Annotated in this window: 14 protein-coding genes; 4 read left to right on the forward strand and 10 right to left on the reverse strand. The window is 72.4% G+C overall.

Annotated features, from left to right (window positions below):
- Positions 1-5 precede the first annotated feature (5 nt).
- From AC0AIB_RS29190 to AC0AIB_RS29205, 4 genes are read right to left on the reverse strand one after another with little or no spacing between them, the layout of a single operon-like run.
- The gene (locus tag AC0AIB_RS29190; protein ID WP_465097881.1) at positions 6-1,916 is read right to left on the reverse strand and encodes a glycoside hydrolase family 13 protein; all 1,911 of its coding nucleotides are present in this window, start codon (positions 1,914-1,916) and stop codon (positions 6-8) included.
- Positions 1,917-1,931: 15 nt separating this feature from the next.
- Complete coding sequence (locus AC0AIB_RS29195) at positions 1,932-2,810, reverse strand: sugar ABC transporter permease (protein WP_328340274.1); 879 nt, start codon at positions 2,808-2,810, stop codon at positions 1,932-1,934.
- Complete coding sequence (locus tag AC0AIB_RS29200; RefSeq protein ID WP_465097882.1) at positions 2,807-4,444, reverse strand: ABC transporter permease subunit; 1,638 nt, start codon at positions 4,442-4,444, stop codon at positions 2,807-2,809. Before AC0AIB_RS29200 ends, AC0AIB_RS29195 begins: the two co-directional genes overlap by 4 nt.
- Entirely contained in the window at positions 4,444-5,697 is a 1,254-nt protein-coding gene (locus tag AC0AIB_RS29205) for a sugar ABC transporter substrate-binding protein (RefSeq protein WP_465097883.1), read from the reverse strand. Before AC0AIB_RS29205 ends, AC0AIB_RS29200 begins: the two co-directional genes overlap by 1 nt.
- A 199-nt stretch (positions 5,698-5,896) precedes the next feature.
- Between AC0AIB_RS29205 and AC0AIB_RS29210 the strand changes: the two genes are divergently transcribed.
- Both AC0AIB_RS29210 and AC0AIB_RS29215 read left to right on the forward strand, forming a co-directional pair.
- A complete protein-coding gene (locus AC0AIB_RS29210; protein WP_328340278.1) occupies positions 5,897-6,961 on the forward strand; it encodes a LacI family DNA-binding transcriptional regulator in 1,065 nt (354 codons plus the stop codon).
- 275 nt (positions 6,962-7,236) lie between these two features.
- Positions 7,237-8,874, forward strand: a complete 1,638-nt coding sequence (locus tag AC0AIB_RS29215) for a glycoside hydrolase family 13 protein (protein ID WP_328340279.1) — start codon at positions 7,237-7,239, stop codon at positions 8,872-8,874.
- Between the two features lie 259 nt (positions 8,875-9,133).
- Here AC0AIB_RS29215 and AC0AIB_RS29220 read toward each other — a convergent pair whose 3' ends face one another.
- The 6 genes from AC0AIB_RS29220 to AC0AIB_RS29245 all read right to left on the reverse strand — a co-directional run bounded on the left by AC0AIB_RS29220 (position 9,134) and on the right by AC0AIB_RS29245 (position 13,733).
- A complete protein-coding gene (locus AC0AIB_RS29220; RefSeq protein ID WP_328340281.1) occupies positions 9,134-9,571 on the reverse strand; it encodes a hypothetical protein in 438 nt (145 codons plus the stop codon).
- 96 nt (positions 9,572-9,667) lie between these two features.
- On the reverse strand, positions 9,668-10,024 hold the full coding sequence (locus AC0AIB_RS29225; protein WP_328340284.1) for a GntR family transcriptional regulator: 357 nt from the start codon (positions 10,022-10,024) through the stop codon (positions 9,668-9,670).
- Positions 10,024-10,965 carry a YhjD/YihY/BrkB family envelope integrity protein gene (locus tag AC0AIB_RS29230; protein WP_465097884.1) on the reverse strand — a complete coding sequence of 314 codons (942 nt, stop codon included), beginning with the start codon at positions 10,963-10,965 and terminating at the stop codon, positions 10,024-10,026. The genes AC0AIB_RS29225 and AC0AIB_RS29230 overlap by 1 nt, the downstream gene beginning before the upstream one ends.
- 60 nt (positions 10,966-11,025) lie before the next feature.
- Positions 11,026-11,595, reverse strand: a complete 570-nt coding sequence (locus AC0AIB_RS29235; protein WP_328340286.1) for a 2'-5' RNA ligase family protein — start codon at positions 11,593-11,595, stop codon at positions 11,026-11,028.
- 32 nt (positions 11,596-11,627) lie between these two features.
- On the reverse strand, positions 11,628-12,653 hold the full coding sequence (gene trpS, locus AC0AIB_RS29240; RefSeq protein ID WP_465097885.1) for a tryptophan--tRNA ligase: 1,026 nt from the start codon (positions 12,651-12,653) through the stop codon (positions 11,628-11,630).
- 33 nt (positions 12,654-12,686) lie between these two features.
- The gene (locus tag AC0AIB_RS29245; RefSeq protein ID WP_328340290.1) at positions 12,687-13,733 is read right to left on the reverse strand and encodes a hemolysin family protein; all 1,047 of its coding nucleotides are present in this window, start codon (positions 13,731-13,733) and stop codon (positions 12,687-12,689) included.
- 227 nt (positions 13,734-13,960) lie between these two features.
- Between AC0AIB_RS29245 and galE the strand changes: the two genes are divergently transcribed.
- On the forward strand, positions 13,961-14,890 hold the full coding sequence (gene galE, locus AC0AIB_RS29250; RefSeq protein ID WP_465097886.1) for a UDP-glucose 4-epimerase GalE: 930 nt from the start codon (positions 13,961-13,963) through the stop codon (positions 14,888-14,890).
- Positions 14,887-16,077: a galactokinase gene (gene galK, locus AC0AIB_RS29255; RefSeq protein ID WP_328340292.1), complete on the forward strand. Its 1,191-nt coding sequence runs from the start codon at positions 14,887-14,889 to the stop codon at positions 16,075-16,077. Before galE ends, galK begins: the two co-directional genes overlap by 4 nt.
- Positions 16,078-16,079 lie beyond the last annotated feature (2 nt).

Consider the following 16,079-nt stretch of genomic DNA (forward strand, 5'->3'; position numbering starts at 1 on the left):
GGGGGTTAGAGGTGCCAGGTCTGGAAGGTGGGGCCGTCGGCGGGGAGGGTGATCAGGCCGTCGACGGTGGGGCGCAGGGCCGGAGCGCCACCGTAGGCGTTCTCCCCGGCCGGACGGGACGCGGCGCTTCCCCCGAACGGCAGGCCGGCCAGCCGGACCGGCGATCCGGCAGCCCTGCGCGCCAGCACCAGCACCGCGCCGCTCGTCGCCTCGCGTAGGAAGACGAGCGTGTCGGCGTCCGCGTACACCCACCGCAGCCCGCCGTGCCGCAGCGCCGGGGTGTCCCGACGCAGCGCCAGCAGCGCCCGGTACGCGGCGAACGTGCCGGCGTCGCGCCGCTCAGGCCTGTCCCACGGCATCGGGGTACGCGAACCCTCACCGTTGCTGCCGGTCAGCCCCCACTCGTCCCCGGCGAAGACCACCGGCGTGCCGGGCATGGTGGCGAGCAGCCCGGCGGCCACCTCCTGCCGGGCGGCGTCCCCGACCACTGTGCGGATCCGGGCCGAGTCGTGCGAGCCGAGCAACTGCCACGAGTGGATGTACGACCGCCAGGAGACCAGCGACCGGAAGCTGTTCATGGTGGCGAGCACCGCGTGGGCGTCCCGCCGTCGCACGCCGCCCGGGGTCCCGAGGAAGCTAGGCACCGTGTCGCCACCGCGCGCCGGCCGGGGTGCGGAGACGTCCCGGGGCGCGGCGGCCGGCAGGTGCATGGGGTTCTCGTGGCGGAGCCAGGACCAGACCGGATCGGTGAAGCCGACGTAGTTCATCGTGCCGTGCCAGCCGTCGGAGTCCAGGTCGCCGGTGTGGTCGTGGCCGTGCTCGGCGAGCAGCAGCCCGTCGGCCCGGGACTGCGCGACCACCTCCCGCAGCAGCCGCGCCACCTCGTGGGTGTACGCGTCAGCGCCGCGCCGGCCGGTCATGTTGGCCACGTCGACCCGCCAGCCGTCCAGCCCGTACGGCGGGCGCAGCCAGCGGCGCAGCAGCGAGTCCGGGGCGGTGGCGAACCGGCGCCGCAGTTCGGCGCTGCCCCAGTTGAGCTTGGGCAGCGACCGCACCCCGTTCCACGACTCGTACGTCACCTCTCCGTCGCCGGCGGCCGCGTCGAAGTAGTACAGCTCCCGCTCGGGGGCGTGGACGTCGGCCAGGGCCCGGGTGAACCACTCGTGCGCGTCGCCGGTGTGGTTGCTGGTGATGTCGCCGAGCAGCCGCCAGCCCCTGGCGCGTACGGCGTCGGCGAGCCGGACCAGCGCCGCGTCCCCGCCGAGCAGCGGGTCCACCGTGTCGAAGCTGGCCGCGTCGTACCGGTGGTTGGAGCGGCCCGGGAAGATCGGCGTCAGGTAGACGGTGTTGACGCCGAGCCGGTCCAGGTGGTCCAGCCGTTCGGTGATGCCGTCCAGGTCGCCCCCGTAGAACTGGCGTGGGGTCTGCGGGCCGCGCCCGATCACCGGGGTGTCCCAGTCGCACGGGATCGCCCAGTCGGGCGGGGTACGGCCGGCGGCGGCGGCGGACCGGGCGAACCGGTCGGGGAAGATCTGGTAGACCAGCGCGTCTCGTGCCCAGGCGGGTGGCGGGGCGTGGCTGACCAGCTTGAAGTCGCCGTGGTCGGGCACGTCGTGGTCGACCAGGCCGGCGGCGTTGAGCCAGCGGTAACCGGTAGTCCCGGTGAGCATGAACCGGTAGTTGCTGACCGGGTTGCGGACCTCGACGTCGGCCCGCCACCACACGTCGTGGCCGTCCCGGCGGTCGACGGTGGCCTCGACGAAGCGCGGTTCACCGTCCCCGGTGGTCCGGACGTGCACCTGCCGGACGTCGGTGCCCTCGGGCGCCCTGACGAAGACCGGCACCCGCTGCCCGAGGGTGGGTTCCTGCTCGGGCACGTACAGCGCCGAGCCGTCGTGGTGCGGCGACAGGGACATCATGCGACCTTCCGCTTATCCCTTGACGGCGCCGGCGGTGAGGCCGGAGACGATGTATCGCTGGAGTAGCTGGAAGACCAGCACGGTGGGGATCGCGGTGAGCAGGGTGCCCGCCGCGAAGATGCCGAAGTTGTTGTTCCGCTCCCCCGCCACCAGGCCGAACATGCCGACCGCGAGGGTCTTGGATCCGGTGTCGGTGAGGAACACGTTGGCGATCATGAACTCGTTGATCGTGCCGATGAACGACAGCAGCGCGGTCACCGCCAGGATCGGTGCCACCAGCGGCAGCATGATCCGGAAGAAGACCTGGGCGTGGCTGGCACCGTCCATGGTGGCCGACTCGTCCAGTTCCCGGGGCAGGGTGTCGAAGAACCCCTTCATCAGCCAGGTGTTCATGCCCAGCGCGCCGCCCATGTAGAGCAGGAGCAGGCCCCACGGGGTGTTGAAGCCGATCGCCGGCCACAGGTCGGTGACCCGGGTGAAGATCAGGAAGATCGCCACGATCGCCAGGAACTGCGGGAACATCTGGATCAGCAGCAGGGTCAGCAGCCCGAACCGCCGGCCGCTGAAGCGCATCCGGGAGAACGCGTACGCCGCCAGCGAGGACAGGAAGATCGACACGAGGCTCGCCCCGCCCGCGATGAGCAGCGAGTTGAGGAACCAGTGGCCGAACTCGGTCCGCGCGAACAGGTTGCCGAAGTTCGTAAGCGACGCCCCGGTCGGCAGCAGTTGGGTCGACGAGAGGGTGCCGAGCGGGTTGAGCGCGGCGGAGAGCACGAACAGGATCGGGAAGAGGCTGAACGCCACCGCCAGCACGCCGACGAGGTGCCGCCAACCGACCTGGGTGAACCACCGGCTCCCGCGCCGGCCGGCGGCGTTCGGGTGGGTCGTCACGAGTAGACCTCCTCCTGCTGGCGGGTACGCCGGAAGCTGATCGCCGAGACCGTGGCCACGATCGCGAAGATGAAGATCGACACTGCGGCGGCCAGGCCGAACTCGGCGCCCTGCGCGCCGAAGGCCAGCCGGTAGGTGTACGTGATCAGCAGGTCGGTGGCCCCGTTGGTCGGGTTGTCCGGCGCGAACGGGCCGCCCTCGGTGGTGAACCAGATCGCGTTGATGTTGTTGAAGTTGAACGCGAACGACGCGATCAGCAGCGGCGAGAGCGCCACCAGCAGCAGCGGCAGGGTGACCGCCCGGAACGACTGGAACGGCGACGCGCCGTCGACCGAGGTGGCCTCGGTCAGCTCCCTCGGGATGGCCTGGAGCGCACCGGTGGCCACCAGGAACATGTACGGGTACCCCAGCCAGAGCTGCACCAGCAGCACCGCGAGCCGGGCCGACCAGGCCTCGCCGAACCAGTCGACGCCGAGGCCGAACAGGTTGTTGATCAGGCCGAAGTCGGTGTTGAACATGTCCCGCCAGACCAGCAGCATCGCGAACGACGGCATGGCGTACGGCAGGATCAGGAAGACCCGGTAGAGGTTGGTACCCCGCATCCGGGGCGAGTGCAGGGCCAGCGCGATCGCCATGCCGAGTCCGAAGGTGAACCCGGTGGAGCCGATCGCGAAGGCGAAGTTCCACAGCAGGGTGCCGAAGAACGGGCCGGAGATGTTCGGGTCGGTGAGCACCCGGGCGAAGTTCTTCAGCCCGACGCCGACCTGCCAACCCTGGGCGAGCCGCTCGCCGTCGGCGGCGACGAAGGCGCCGGCCGTCCCGTCGGCGGTCCAGGTCCGGCCGGTCTCGCTGTCGGTGATGCAGTCACACCTCTTGTCGTACGCCCGGATGGCCTTGCCCTCGTAGGCGCGGGACAGGCCGGTGGAGCGCAGCGCGCCCCCCGGGGTCGGCACGACCAGGTCGGTGATCTCCTGGCTGCGGACGCTGGCCTGGCCGACGTTCAGCACGGTGTAACCCTCGGCGGCGGTGACCTTGCCGCCCGGGGTGACTGTCACGTCGGTGGCGGCGAGCGGGCGCAGCCCGTCGGCGTCCCCGGCGGAGACCGTGCCGGTCGAGGGGTCGGTGACCAGGAAGACCAACGGCCCGGTGGCCGGGTCGCCCGTGGTGGCGATGGTGAGGGCGTACTCGGTGGAGCCGGGCACCTGCTTGACCGAGGAGCTCTGGATGGCGACGATCGCGTCGTCCTTGGAGCCCCGGTGGCCGTCGCCGAAGTTGGTGAACGCGGTGCTCGCGGTGTAGAGCACCGGGAAGACCTGGAAGGCGATCAGGAAGATCGTGCCTGGCACCAGGTACTTGGCCGGGATGTGCCGGCGGGTGAGGTAGAGGTAACCCAGGCCGACGGTGGTGACCACCAGGACGGCCAGTCCGACCCAGAGCCTGGCGGCGATGAGCGGGAACGCCGCCCAGATCGCGATCCCGGCCACCAGGCCGAGCAGGACCACCTTGACGACGAGGCCGGTCGCGGTGATCGGCGCGTGGCTACGCGCGGTACGGGTCGTGTCCGGGGGCCCGCCGGGGACGGGCCCCCGGCCCGGGGCCTGCTGGGCAGACCCCGGGCCGGACGGCATGCTCATTACTTGATCTGACCCGAGATCGTCTTGCCGGCGGCGGTGACGGTCTTCGCCGGGTCGGCACCACCGATGACGGCGGCCTCCGCCTTGCCGAACGGGTCCCAGATCGCGGCCATCGCCGGGATCGCCGGGAGCACCTGGCCGTCCTTACCCGCCTCGGAGAACTTGGCCAGGTCCGGGTCGGTGCCCTTGACCTGGTCGAACGCGGCGGTCAGCGCCGGCGGGCGCGGTTCGGCCTGGTAGAGCGCCACCGCCAACTCCGGCGTGGTGACGTAGTTGGTGACGAACTCCTGGGCCAGCGCCTTGTTCTTGCCCTTGGCGGCGACGTAGAACGCCTGGACGCCCACGAACGGCTGGGCCTGCTTGCCACCGGCGAAGCCGGGGACCGGGGAGATGTCGTACGCGATGTTGGCCTTCTTGGCGTCGGCCACGGCCCACGGGCCGGAGACCAGGAAGGCGCACTTCTTGCCGGTGAAGGTGGAGATGGCGTTCTCCGGGGTGATGGAGCGCTTCAGCGCGCCGTCGCCCTTCTCCCCGAGCTTGCCGATCTTCTTGAACGCCTCGATCGACTCCGGCTTGCCCACGCCGAGGTCCTTCGGGTCGTAGTCACCGTTGGCGGCGGCGCCGAACAGGTAACCGCCGGCCGAGGTGTACAGCGGGTAGATGTGGTACGCGTCGCCGTTCTGGCCGGACTGGAGGCAGAGGATCTCGCTGGCCTTCTTCTCGGCCTTGAGCTTCCTGCCGGTGGCGACCAGGTCCTCGATCGTCTTCGGCGCCTCGGGGGCCAGCGCGGTGTTGCGGATCAGCGCGATGTTCTCGGTGGCGTAGGGGACGCCGTAGAGCTGACCGTTGAAGGTAACCGCCTTGATCGCGGTCTCGTTGAAGCTGGACTTCTGCGCGGCGGCGAGCTGCACCGGGTCGATGGCGCCGTTCTGGACCAGGTTGCCGATCCAGTCGTGCGCGCCGACCACGACGTCCGGGCCACTGCCCTGCTGGGAGGCGGTGACGAAGTTCGTCTGGAGGTCCTTGGAGACGGCCTGCACCTCGACGGTGATCCCGTTCTCCTGGCCGAACTTCTCGGCGAACGGCTTGAGCGCCGCGGTCCGCTTGTCGTCCGCCCAGATGACGAGCTTGCCGCCCGCGGCCTGGGAGGTCGCCTTGGCGGCCGGTTCGTCGTTGCTGTTGTCGCCGCCGCAGCCCGACGCGGCGAGCGCCAGGCCGAGAACGGTGACCACACCCGCGGTACGGATGCGCATCGGTACTCCTGTCGTCATGGCGAACCGCCGGGGGAGGGGCGATTCGCCGTGGGAAACCCTGAAAAGTTCTTGCCAACGGGCGCCGGAACGGCCGCGCCCCTGCTCTCGTGTGTTGCCGGGACGTTAGCAAGAGGTTGCAGGATATGGAAGGCCTTGCAGAAACGTACGCAAGAACTTGCCCTTGGGCTAAAGTTCCGCCATGCGCGCTCGACTGTCCGACATCGCCCAACAGGCCGAAGTCAGCGAGGCCACGGTGTCGCGGGTGCTCAACGACCGCCCCGGCGTGGCCCCCGAGACCCGGCAGGCCGTCCTGACCGCCCTCGACGTGCTCGGCTACGAGCGCCCCGCCCGGCTGCGCAAGCGCAGCGCCGGGCTGGTCGGCCTGGTGGTGCCGGAGCTGGACAATCCGATCTTCCCGGCGTTCGCCCAGGTGATCGAGTCGACCCTGGCGCAGAGCGGGTTCACCCCGGTGCTGTGCACCCAGACCCCGGGCGGGGTCACCGAGGACGAGTACGTGGAGATGCTGCTCGACAGGCAGGTCTCCGGCATCGTCTTCGTCTCCGGCCTGCACGCCGACACGGCGGCCAACCACGACCGGTACCGCGCGCTGATCGCCCGGCCGCTGCCGGTCGTCATGATCAACGGGTACGCCCCGGGTATCGCCGCGCCCTTCGTCTCCTGCGACGACGGAGAGGCCACCGAACTGGCCGTGGCGCACCTGGTCGCGCTCGGGCACCGGCAGATCGGCCTGATCACGGGGCCGGACCGGTTCGTGCCGGTGCAGCGCCGGGTGGCCGGCTTCCGGGCCGCGATGACCCGGCTCGGCGCCACCGGAAGCGAGCTGGACGCACTCGCCGAGCTCTCCCTGTTCGGCGTCGAGGGCGGCGAGGCAGCCGCCGGCCGCCTGATCGAGCGCGGGGTCACCGGGATCGTCTGCGGCTCCGACCTGATGGCGCTGGGCGCGGTCCGGGCCGCCCGCCAGCGTGGTCTGTCAGTCCCCGGCGAGCTGTCGGTGGTCGGCTACGACGACTCCCCGCTGATGGCCTTCACCGACCCACCGTTGACCACCATGCGGCAGCCGGTGGCCGCGATGGCGGTGGCCGCGGTCCGGGCCCTGGTCGACGAGATCAACGGGCACGCCGCCCCGCACTCGGAATACCTGTTCCGCCCCGAGCTGGTGGTCCGCGGGTCGACCGCGGTGGTGCGGCAGGCGACCCCCGCCCGGCAACGCCCGGTGCCTCCCGCGCTCGCCGTCCCCGCCTGACAGCGGGGACGTGGGAGCGGGGTCGCCCGGGTCCGGCCGCACCGGTTTCTCGACCCGGCAGCGGCCGACCCAGCGGGGGGCAGGACAGGCCGGCCTCCCGGCTGCTGGGACAGCCAGGAACTCCGTCCCTGCCCGGCGGCAGGTGACGGACGTCATTTCTTGCGCAAGCGATGCTTGACTCTTGCAGCATTCGGCCGGCATTCTCTCAGCACCCGCGTCCGTCATCACCGCCGTGCGGGTACCACCGTCCCGCCACAGAACGGGGATCCGCACCGATGACCGCCGCCACCCACCCCACGCCGCTGACCTCCGACGACGACTGGTGGCGTGCCGCGGTCGTCTACCAGGTGTACGTCCGCAGCTTCGCGGACTCCGACGGCGACGGCGTCGGTGACCTCGGGGGCATCCGGCATCGGCTGCCCTACCTGCGTGATCTCGGCGTGGACGCGCTCTGGCTGACCCCGTTCTACACCTCGCCGCAGGTCGACGCCGGCTACGACGTGGCCGACTACCGGGACGTCGACCCGCTCTTCGGCGACCTGGCCGACTTCGACGCCATGATCACCGACGCGCACGCGCTCGGCCTGCGGATCATCGTGGACCTGGTGCCGAACCACACCTCCAGCGCGCACCCGTGGTTCACCGCCGCCCTCGCCGCCGCCCCCGGCTCCCCGGAGCGGGCGCGTTACCTCTTCGCCGACGGCCAGGGCGCACACGGCGAGCTGCCGCCGAACGACTGGGAGAGTATCTTCGGCGGCCCCGCCTGGACCCGGCTGCCCGACGGCCAGTGGTACCTGCACCTGTTCGACCCGGCGCAGCCGGACCTGAACTGGCGGCACCCCGAGGTGCGCGCCGAGTTCATCGACGTGCTCCGCTTCTGGCTCGACCGGGGCGTCGACGGGTTCCGGATCGACGTCGCGCACGGCATGATCAAGGCCGAGGGGCTGCCGGACGTCGGCTTCAGCTCGATGACCACCGGCCGGCGTCAGTCGGAGCTGCTCGGCAAGGGTCGGCTGCCCTACTTCGACCAGGACGAGGTGCACGACATCTACCGCGCCTGGCGGCCGATCCTGGACAGCTACCCCGGCGGTCGGATGGCGGTCGCCGAGGCGTGGGCGGAGACCCCGCAGCGGCTGGCCCGCTACATCGGCCCGGACGAGCTGCACCAGGCGTTCAGCTTCGACTTCCTCGACGCCACCTGGTCGGCCGACTCGTTCCGCAAGGTGATCGACACCGCGCTGGCCGAGTCGACGATCGTCGGCGCGCCGACCACCTGGGTGCTGTCCAACCACGACCGGCAGCGGCACGTCACCCGGTACGGCGACGGCGAGGTCGGCCTGCGCCGGGCCCGCGCCGCCGCCCTGCTGATGCTGGCGCTGCCCGGCTCCACCTACCTCTACCAGGGCGAGGAGCTGGGCCTGCCGGAGGTGCTGGACCTGCCCGACGCGCTCCGCCAGGACCCGGCGTTCCTGCGGACCGGGGAGAGCCGTGACGGGTGCCGGGTGCCGATCCCGTGGAGCGGCGAGCTGGCCCCGTACGGCTTCGGTCCGGAGGGCGGCGCGCTGAGCTGGCTGCCGGCCCCGACGACCTGGCGGGCCCTCTCGGTGGCCGCCCAGACCGGGACGCCCGGCTCGACGCTGGAGCTGTACCGGGCCGCCCTGCGGATCCGGCACGAGCACCCCGCGCTGGCCGCCAGCGCCGGCCCGGTGGTCTGGCGGGAGACCGGGCCCGGCGTGCTGGCGTTCAGCCGCTCCGCCGACGACGCCGTGCTGACCTGCGTGGTCAACCTCAGCGGCGCCCCTGTTCGGATCGACGGGTACGGCCAGCCGGTGGTGGCCAGCGCAGACCTCACCGCGCAGGACGCCGGACACGTCCTGCCGGTCGACGCCGCCGCGTGGTTCACCTGGCGTTGAGCCGGGTAACCCGCCATTGACCTGGTCGTCCGTTGTGCCCCGCGCCGACGGGCGGCTGGGCTGCCGGCCCCTTGTGGTGGGGGGTGAGGTGGCACCGGCGTCCCGGGGAGTCCGCTCCCCGGGACGCCGGAGCTCCATCGCGTACCGGGCACGGCCCCTGGTTCTGCGCCGACGCCGCAGGCCGGCGTCCGACCGGTCGTCGGGTGGTGCGGGTGCCCGGCCCCGGTCGGCGAGGGTCGGGGCTCAGCAGGTGGAGGCGTCACCGCTCGCGCAGCAGCCGGGCGATCCGCCCGAAGCCCGCCCGCACCTGCGCCTCGGTCGGCACGGGCGGCGGTTCCGGCCGGTCCGCCCCGGCGTCCGCTGCCTCCTCCTGCGCGTCGAGGACGTCGTCGAAGTCGCCGTAGAGGTCGGCCGCCTCGATCCGGGCCGCCTCGTCGTCGGCGGCGAGCTGTGCGGCGGCGACCTCGCCCCGGATCTCCTCCGCCGACAGCGCCGGCAGCAGCGGCTCGACCACCGCCATCAACTGTTCGTCGGCCACCACCGCCTCGGCCAGCGCCAGCGCGTGCGGACGCTCGTAGGGGCCGCAGACCACCGGCTCCCACTCCGCCGGGTCGCCGAGAGGGCCGACCGTGATGATCCACGGCAGGCCGAGCAGCGGCGAGTCGTCCGGCAGGTCCAGCGTCACGAGTGCGCCCACCGGCTCATCATGGTCGGTCCGGCCGGCACCCAGGGTGGCATTTGCACCATTCATCTTTTTCCGCGGCTGTCGGTCTCCCGCTACCTGATGTCGTGGTCAGCCGCCCAGGGCGGCGCGGACCACGGCCAGCGCACGGTCGGGCGGCACACCGAGCCGGGCCGCCTCCTCGGCGTACCGGGTCGCCGCCCGCTGCAACCGGTCCGCCGCGTCGTCCCGCCCCGGGGCGACGAAGCTGCCGTGCCGGCCCCGGGTCTGCACCAGCCCGGCCGACTCCAGCTCCCGGTAGGCGCGGGCCACCGTGTTCACCGCCAGCCCCAACTCGGCGGCGAACTGCCGGACCGGGGCGAGCCGGGTGCCCACCGCCAGCCGGCCGTCCCCGATCATCGCGGCGAGCTGGCCGCGCACCTGCTCGTACGGGGGCACCGGTGAGTCCGGGTCGAGCTCTATCGGCATCAGCCCGCTCCTCCCGGCGTACCCGGATCGGTCTCGGTGTCGACGTCGGCCTCGACGTTGACCTGCCGCATCACCGCCCCCTCGGAGAGGTCGACGACCCGGCCGTGCCGGCTGGTCGCGGCGAGCGCCGCACCGAAGAGCACCAGCTGGTTGAGCAGGTAGAGGTAGAGCAGCACGGCCACCGCGCCGGTCACCACCGCGTATGCCGGGTTCCGCTCGGTCCGCACGATGTAGAACCGCCCCACCGTGTTGAGCAGGGTGATCCCGACCGCGACCAGCAGCACCACCGGTCGCAGCCGACGCCGGCTCATCCGCAGCCGGGGCACCACCACCAGCAGCGCCGTGGCCAGCACCGCGTTGACCAGCACGCTGAGCACGGCGCTGACGGTGGTCAACCCCACCGAGCCGGTGGCCCGCAGCAGGAACCGCAGCACCGACTCCAGCGCGTCCACGGCCGCCACCGAGACGCCGAGCATGACGAAGACCAGCAGCAGCACGCCCAGGTCCACCAGCGGGCGGACCACCAGGTTGCCCGGCTGCTGGTTGAAGCCGTACATCAGCCGCTGCGACGACCGGATCGCCTCCACCCAGCCGATCCCGGTGAAGACCAGGATGACCAGGCCCACCACGCCGACGGCGTTGCTGCCCTCGGCGATCTGCCGGGGGTCGAGGAAGGGCAGGTTGTCCCGCAGGAACTCCGCCGCCGCGGCGGAGACGTCGTCGTTGTCCTCCAGGATCGCCCCGAAGACCGAGTACGCGACCAGGGCGAGGGCGAAGACCGCGAAGAAGCCGTAGTAGGCGATGGCGGCGGCCAACCGAGCGCCGAGCACCTCGCCGTAGAGGTCCACCGCCCGCCAGACGTGGTCGAGCCGGGGCCACCGGTGCCGGGCCACGGTGAACCGGCGCTCGATGCCGGCCGTCCACCGGCCCCACGCGTTCACCACGTCATCCTCGCCGATCTGTCGTCACCGGTGCCGGCCAACCGGTCACCGGTGGGAGGTTCAGCCGCCGAGCCGGAAGTCGCGGCGTGGCTGCCACCGGGTCTGACCGCTGTGCGAGAAGAGGGTGAACGCCTCCACCTCGAACATCGCCGAGAAGTCGGCAAGGTCCTCGTACGCCCGGTCCAGCGCCTCGGGGGCGACGTCCTGGGCCACAGTGACGTGCGGGTGGTACGGGAAGCGCAGCTCCCGGTGCAGGTGGGGCGCGGCGTTGATGGCGGCGGCGAGCAGCTCGCACTCGCTGATCCCGGCCGCCACCGCGACGAAGACCACCTGGGTCACCGGCCGGAACGTGCCCGTGCCCCGCAGGTGCAGGGTGAACGGCAGGTGCGCGGCGGCGACCTGGGCCAGGTGCGCCTCGACCGCGCCCAGCGCGGCCACCGGGATCTCGGTCGGGCCGAGCAGGGTCACGTGCGCCGGGACGACCTGCGGGTCGCCTGTCTGCACCCGGCGTCGGGTGAGCAGCTCACCCCAGGGCGGCGGGATGTCCACCGCGATCCCGATCTGGATGGTGTCGCCGGTCACCGGAACCCCGTCCCTGCGATCCACGCTCCGCGCCACCCCTCCGGCCATCGTCCCGACCCGTACCGCCGTACCGCCCACCGTTACTCGAAGTGGACCGGCGCGAGGAATCCGACCCGCTCGTAGGCTGTCCGCAGCGTCGGCACGGTGACCGCGCGCGCCTTCTCCGCACCTGCGGCGAGCAGCTTGTCCAGCTGGGCGGGGTCGTCGAGGTAGGTCCGGGTGCGTTCCTGGATCGGGGTGACGAACTCGCGGACCACCTCGCCGAGGTCCTTCTTGAGATCGCCGTAACCCCGGCCCGCGTACGCGGCCACCAGGTCGTCGATGCTCCGGCCGGAGAGCGCGGAGTGGATGGTGAGCAGGTTGGACACCCCGGGCTTGGTCTCGGCGTCGAAGACGATCTCCCGGCCGGTGTCGGTGACCGCCGAGCGGATCTTCTTGGCCGAGCGGGCCGGATCCTCCAACAGGTCGATGATGCCGGTCGGCGAGGACGACGACTTGGACATCTTGGCCGTCGGCTCCTGAAGATCGGTGATCTTCGCGGTGTCCTTGACGATGTGCGGGGCGGGCACCGTGAAGGTCGGCCCGAACAGCGAGTTGAACCGCTGGGCCAGATCCCGGGAGAGCTCCAGGTGCTGCCGCTGGTCCTCGCCGACCGGCACCGCGTCGGCCTGGTAGAGCAGGATGTCGGCGGCCTGGAGGATGGGGTAGGTGAACAGGCCGACGCTGGACCGGTCGCTGCCCTGCTTCTGCGACTTGTCCTTGAACTGGGTCATCCGGCTCGCCTCGCCGAAGCCGGTGATGCAGCCCAGCACCCAGGCCAGCTGCGCGTGCTCGGGCACCTGCGACTGGACGAAGAGGGCGCTGCGCTCCGGGTCGATGCCGACCGCGAAGAGCTGCGCGGCGGCCACCCGGGAACGCTGCCGCAGCACCGCCGGATCGTGCCCGGCGGTAATCGCGTGCAGGTCGACCACGCAGTAGAACGCCTCGTGGCTGTCCTGCAACGCCACCCAGTGCCGCACCGCGCCCAGGTAGTTTCCGAGATGGAACGAGTCGGCCGTCGGCTGGATGCCGGAGAAGACGCGGGGGCGGGCGGGAGCGTCGGACATGCCGGCAATTCTGTCAGCAACCCCCGGCGTACGTCATGACGGGCCGGCGGGTCGACTCGCCGCCGCTCCCGTCGGGGCGGTGACCTCGCGTCCCGACGCTCCCGTCGGGGCGGTGACCTCGCGGCGCGGCTCCGGTAGGCGGGCGACGGAGACCGCGACCCGGGACACCCGACGCCCGTCGAGGGCGAGCACCCGCAGCAACCACCCTTCGGCCGACCCCGTCGGCAGCGGGGCGGCCGACGACGTGACCGGGACCTCGTCCCCGGCCACCGGGAGCCGACCGAGCGCCGCCATCACGAACCCGCCGACCGTCTCGTACGGGCCGGCGGGCAGTGGCACCCCGGTCCGCTCGGCGAAGTCGGCCAGGTTGAGCCGACCGTCCACCACGGCCGGCAGGCCGGCGGAGGCCGGTTCGGGTGGGCCGGTGTGCTCGTCGTAGATCTCCCCGACCAGCTCCTCGATCAGGTCCTCGCAGGTGACGATGCCTGCGGTGCCGCCGTACTCGTCGACCACCACGGCGAGGTGGTGGCCCTCCCGGCGCATCTCGGTCAGCGCGGCGAGCACCCGCTTGCTGCCGGGCAGCCGCTTCACCTCCCGGCTCAGCCGCCCCACCGTGGTGTCCGGATCCAGGTCGGGGCGGAGCAGCACGTCGCGCAGGTGGACGAAGCCGACCACGTCGTCCTGGGTGCCGTCGACCACCGGGTAGCGGGTGTGCGGCTCCACCCGGACCAGCCGTCCGGCCTCGGCGAGGGTCAGGCCGGCGGCGAGGAAGACCACCTCGGTACGGGGCATCATCACCTCGCGGACCAGACTGGCCCCGGCGACCAGCACCTCGTCGATGATCCGCCGTTCGTCCGGATCGAGGACGGTGTTGGCGGCGACCAGGTCGCGCAGCTCGTGCTCGCTGATCCGTTCCCGACCGGCGGCGGGGCTCGCGCCGAGCAGGCCGGTGACCAGCCGGGTGGCCCCGTCGGCGGCCCGTACGACCAGCCGGGCGACGCCACGGGCCACCGGTCCGGGTACGCGTCGGGTCCGCCCCGGCGCGCGTCTCCGGAGCCCGGGACCGCCCGCTTCCCGCATGGAAGTGATGGTAGGGCCGCCGGTCACCAGGCGTGGGTGATGTGCGGATCTGTTCAATCATGAAGGTTCATGGTGGAATAGGGGCGACCCACGACGCACAGCGCGACGACAGCGCCCGGCCGTAGGGTGATCACGAACGGCCGCACCGCGCGCGGCCAGGCAGGAGGACCGACGTGAAACTGCTCGTCACCGGCGGTGCCGGGTTCATCGGCAGCGTGGTGACCCGGATGCTGCTCGACGCCGGCCACCGGGTGACCGTCCTGGACGACCTGCGCACCGGTCACCGGGCGGCGCTGGCCCCCGACGCCACCCACGTCGACCTGCCGGTGCACGAGGCCGCCCAGGTGCTCACCCCGGACGCCGGCTACGACGCGGTGCTGCACTTCGCCGCGCTGATCGCCGCCGGTGAGTCGATGGTCCGCCCCGAGCTGTACTGGCACGCCAACACGGTCAGCTCGATCGCGCTGATCGACGCCGTCCGGGCCGCCCGGGTCCCGCGCCTGGTCTTCTCCTCCACCGCCGCCGTCTACGGCGACCCGGTCGAGCTGCCCATCCCGGAGACCGCCGCCAAGGCACCCACCAACACGTACGGCGCCACCAAGCTCGCCGTCGACCTGGCCCTCACCTCCGAGGCGACCGCGCACGACCTGGCCGCCGTCTCGCTGCGCTACTTCAACGTCGCCGGGGCGTACCTGCGCGACGGCCTCGCCATCGGCGAACGGCACGACCCGGAGACCCACCTCATCCCCATCGCCCTGGACGTCGCCGCCGGCCGGCGGGAGAAGCTCCGGCTCTTCGGTGACGACTACCCCACCGTCGACGGCACCTGCGTCCGCGACTACATCCACGTCGAGGACCTGGCCCGCGCCCACCTGCTGGCGCTCACCGCCGCCGTGCCCGGCCGGCACCGCATCTACAACCTCGGCAACGGCAGCGGCTTCACCAACCGCCAGGTCGTCGACGTGGTCCGTGAGGTCACCGGTCACCCGCTGCCGGTCGAGATCGCGCCCCGCCGCGAGGGCGACCCGGCCGAACTCGTCGCCTCCTCCGCCCTGGCCCGCGAGGAACTCGGCTGGGTGCCCGAGAAGCCGACCCTGACCGACATGGTGGGCGACGCCTGGGCCTTCTACCGCGCACAAGTCCTGGAGCAGTCGTGACGTCGGCAGCGCCGGGAGGACCCGCCGCCGCACCCGACGTCACCGACCGCGCCACCGCCGCCTTCTCCTCCGGGTACGACGCACAGCCGACCGGCCGCTGGGCGGCGCCCGGACGGGTCAACCTGATCGGCGAGCACACCGACTACAACGACGGTTTCGTGCTCCCCTTCGCCCTTCCGCTGCGTACCGTGGTCGCCGCCGGTCCCCAGCCCGGCGAACGCTGGACGGTCCGGTCGGAGATCGCCGACCGACCGGTCGACTTCGGTGCCACCGAGGCCGACACCCCCGGCCGGGTCACCGACTGGGGCGGGTACGTCGCCGGCGTGGTCTGGGCCCTGCGCGAAGCCGGGTACGCCGTCCCCGGCGCCCGACTGGCGATCGCCTCGGACGTCCCGCTCGGCTCCGGGCTCTCCTCGTCGGCGGCCCTGGAGGCGGCGGTCCTCGCCGCCCTGGCCGACCTGGGCGGGCTGGACCTGCCCACCGAGCGCCGGCCCCGGCTGGCCCAGCGCGCCGAGAACGGTTACGTCGGCGCGCCCACCGGCATCATGGACCAGTCCGCGGTGATCCGCTGCCGCGCCGGCCACGCTCTCTTCCTCGACTGCCGTGACGAGTCCGTCGAACACGTCCCGTTCGACCTGGACGCCGCCGGCCTGGCCATCCTGGTGATCGACAGCCGCGCCCCGCACCGGCACGCCGACGGCGAGTACGCCTCCCGCCGCGCCGCCTGCGAACGGGCCGCCGACCTGCTCGGCGTGCCCGCACTGCGCGACGTGCCGATCGCCGACCTCGACGCCGCCCTGGGTCGGCTGCCCGACGACGAGACCCGACGCCGGGTCCGCCACGTGGTAACCGAGAACCAGCGGGTGCTCGACACCGTCGAGTTGCTGCGCGCCGGCCGGGTAGCCGAGATCGGGCCGCTGCTCACCGCCTCGCACGCCTCGATGCGGGACGACTTCGAGATCACCGTCCCCGAGGTCGACACCGCCGTCGAGGCGGCGCTCTCGGCCGGCGCGCTCGGTGCCCGGATGACCGGCGGTGGCTTCGGCGGCTGCGTCCTCGCCCTGGTCGAGGCGGACCGCTCGGACGCGGTGGCGGCCGCCGTCCGGGCCGCCTACGCCGACCGCGGCTTCACCGCCCCCACCACCCTGACCGCCCTCCCCGCCCCCGGCACCACCCGCCTCCCCTGACC

This window comes from Micromonospora sp. DSM 43699 (assembly GCF_055517075.1).

Bases quoted from the DNA above. Each gene is read 5' to 3' on its own strand.
- AC0AIB_RS29245 (WP_328340290.1), bottom strand. From the start codon at position 13,733: ATGCGGGAAGCGGGCGGTCCCGGGCTCCGGAGACGCGCGCCGGGGCGG.
- trpS (WP_465097885.1), bottom strand. From the start codon at position 12,653: ATGTCCGACGCTCCCGCCCGCCCCCGCGTCTTCTCCGGCATCCAGCCG.
- AC0AIB_RS29210 (WP_328340278.1), top strand. From the start codon at position 5,897: ATGCGCGCTCGACTGTCCGACATCGCCCAACAGGCCGAAGTCAGCGAG.
- AC0AIB_RS29215 (WP_328340279.1), top strand. From the start codon at position 7,237: ATGACCGCCGCCACCCACCCCACGCCGCTGACCTCCGACGACGACTGG.
- AC0AIB_RS29190 (WP_465097881.1), bottom strand. From the start codon at position 1,916: ATGTCCCTGTCGCCGCACCACGACGGCTCGGCGCTGTACGTGCCCGAG.
- AC0AIB_RS29200 (WP_465097882.1), bottom strand. From the start codon at position 4,444: ATGAGCATGCCGTCCGGCCCGGGGTCTGCCCAGCAGGCCCCGGGCCGG.
- AC0AIB_RS29235 (WP_328340286.1), bottom strand. From the start codon at position 11,595: ATGGCCGGAGGGGTGGCGCGGAGCGTGGATCGCAGGGACGGGGTTCCG.
- galE (WP_465097886.1), top strand. From the start codon at position 13,961: ATGCTGCTCGACGCCGGCCACCGGGTGACCGTCCTGGACGACCTGCGC.
- AC0AIB_RS29225 (WP_328340284.1), bottom strand. From the start codon at position 10,024: ATGCCGATAGAGCTCGACCCGGACTCACCGGTGCCCCCGTACGAGCAG.
- AC0AIB_RS29205 (WP_465097883.1), bottom strand. From the start codon at position 5,697: ATGCGCATCCGTACCGCGGGTGTGGTCACCGTTCTCGGCCTGGCGCTC.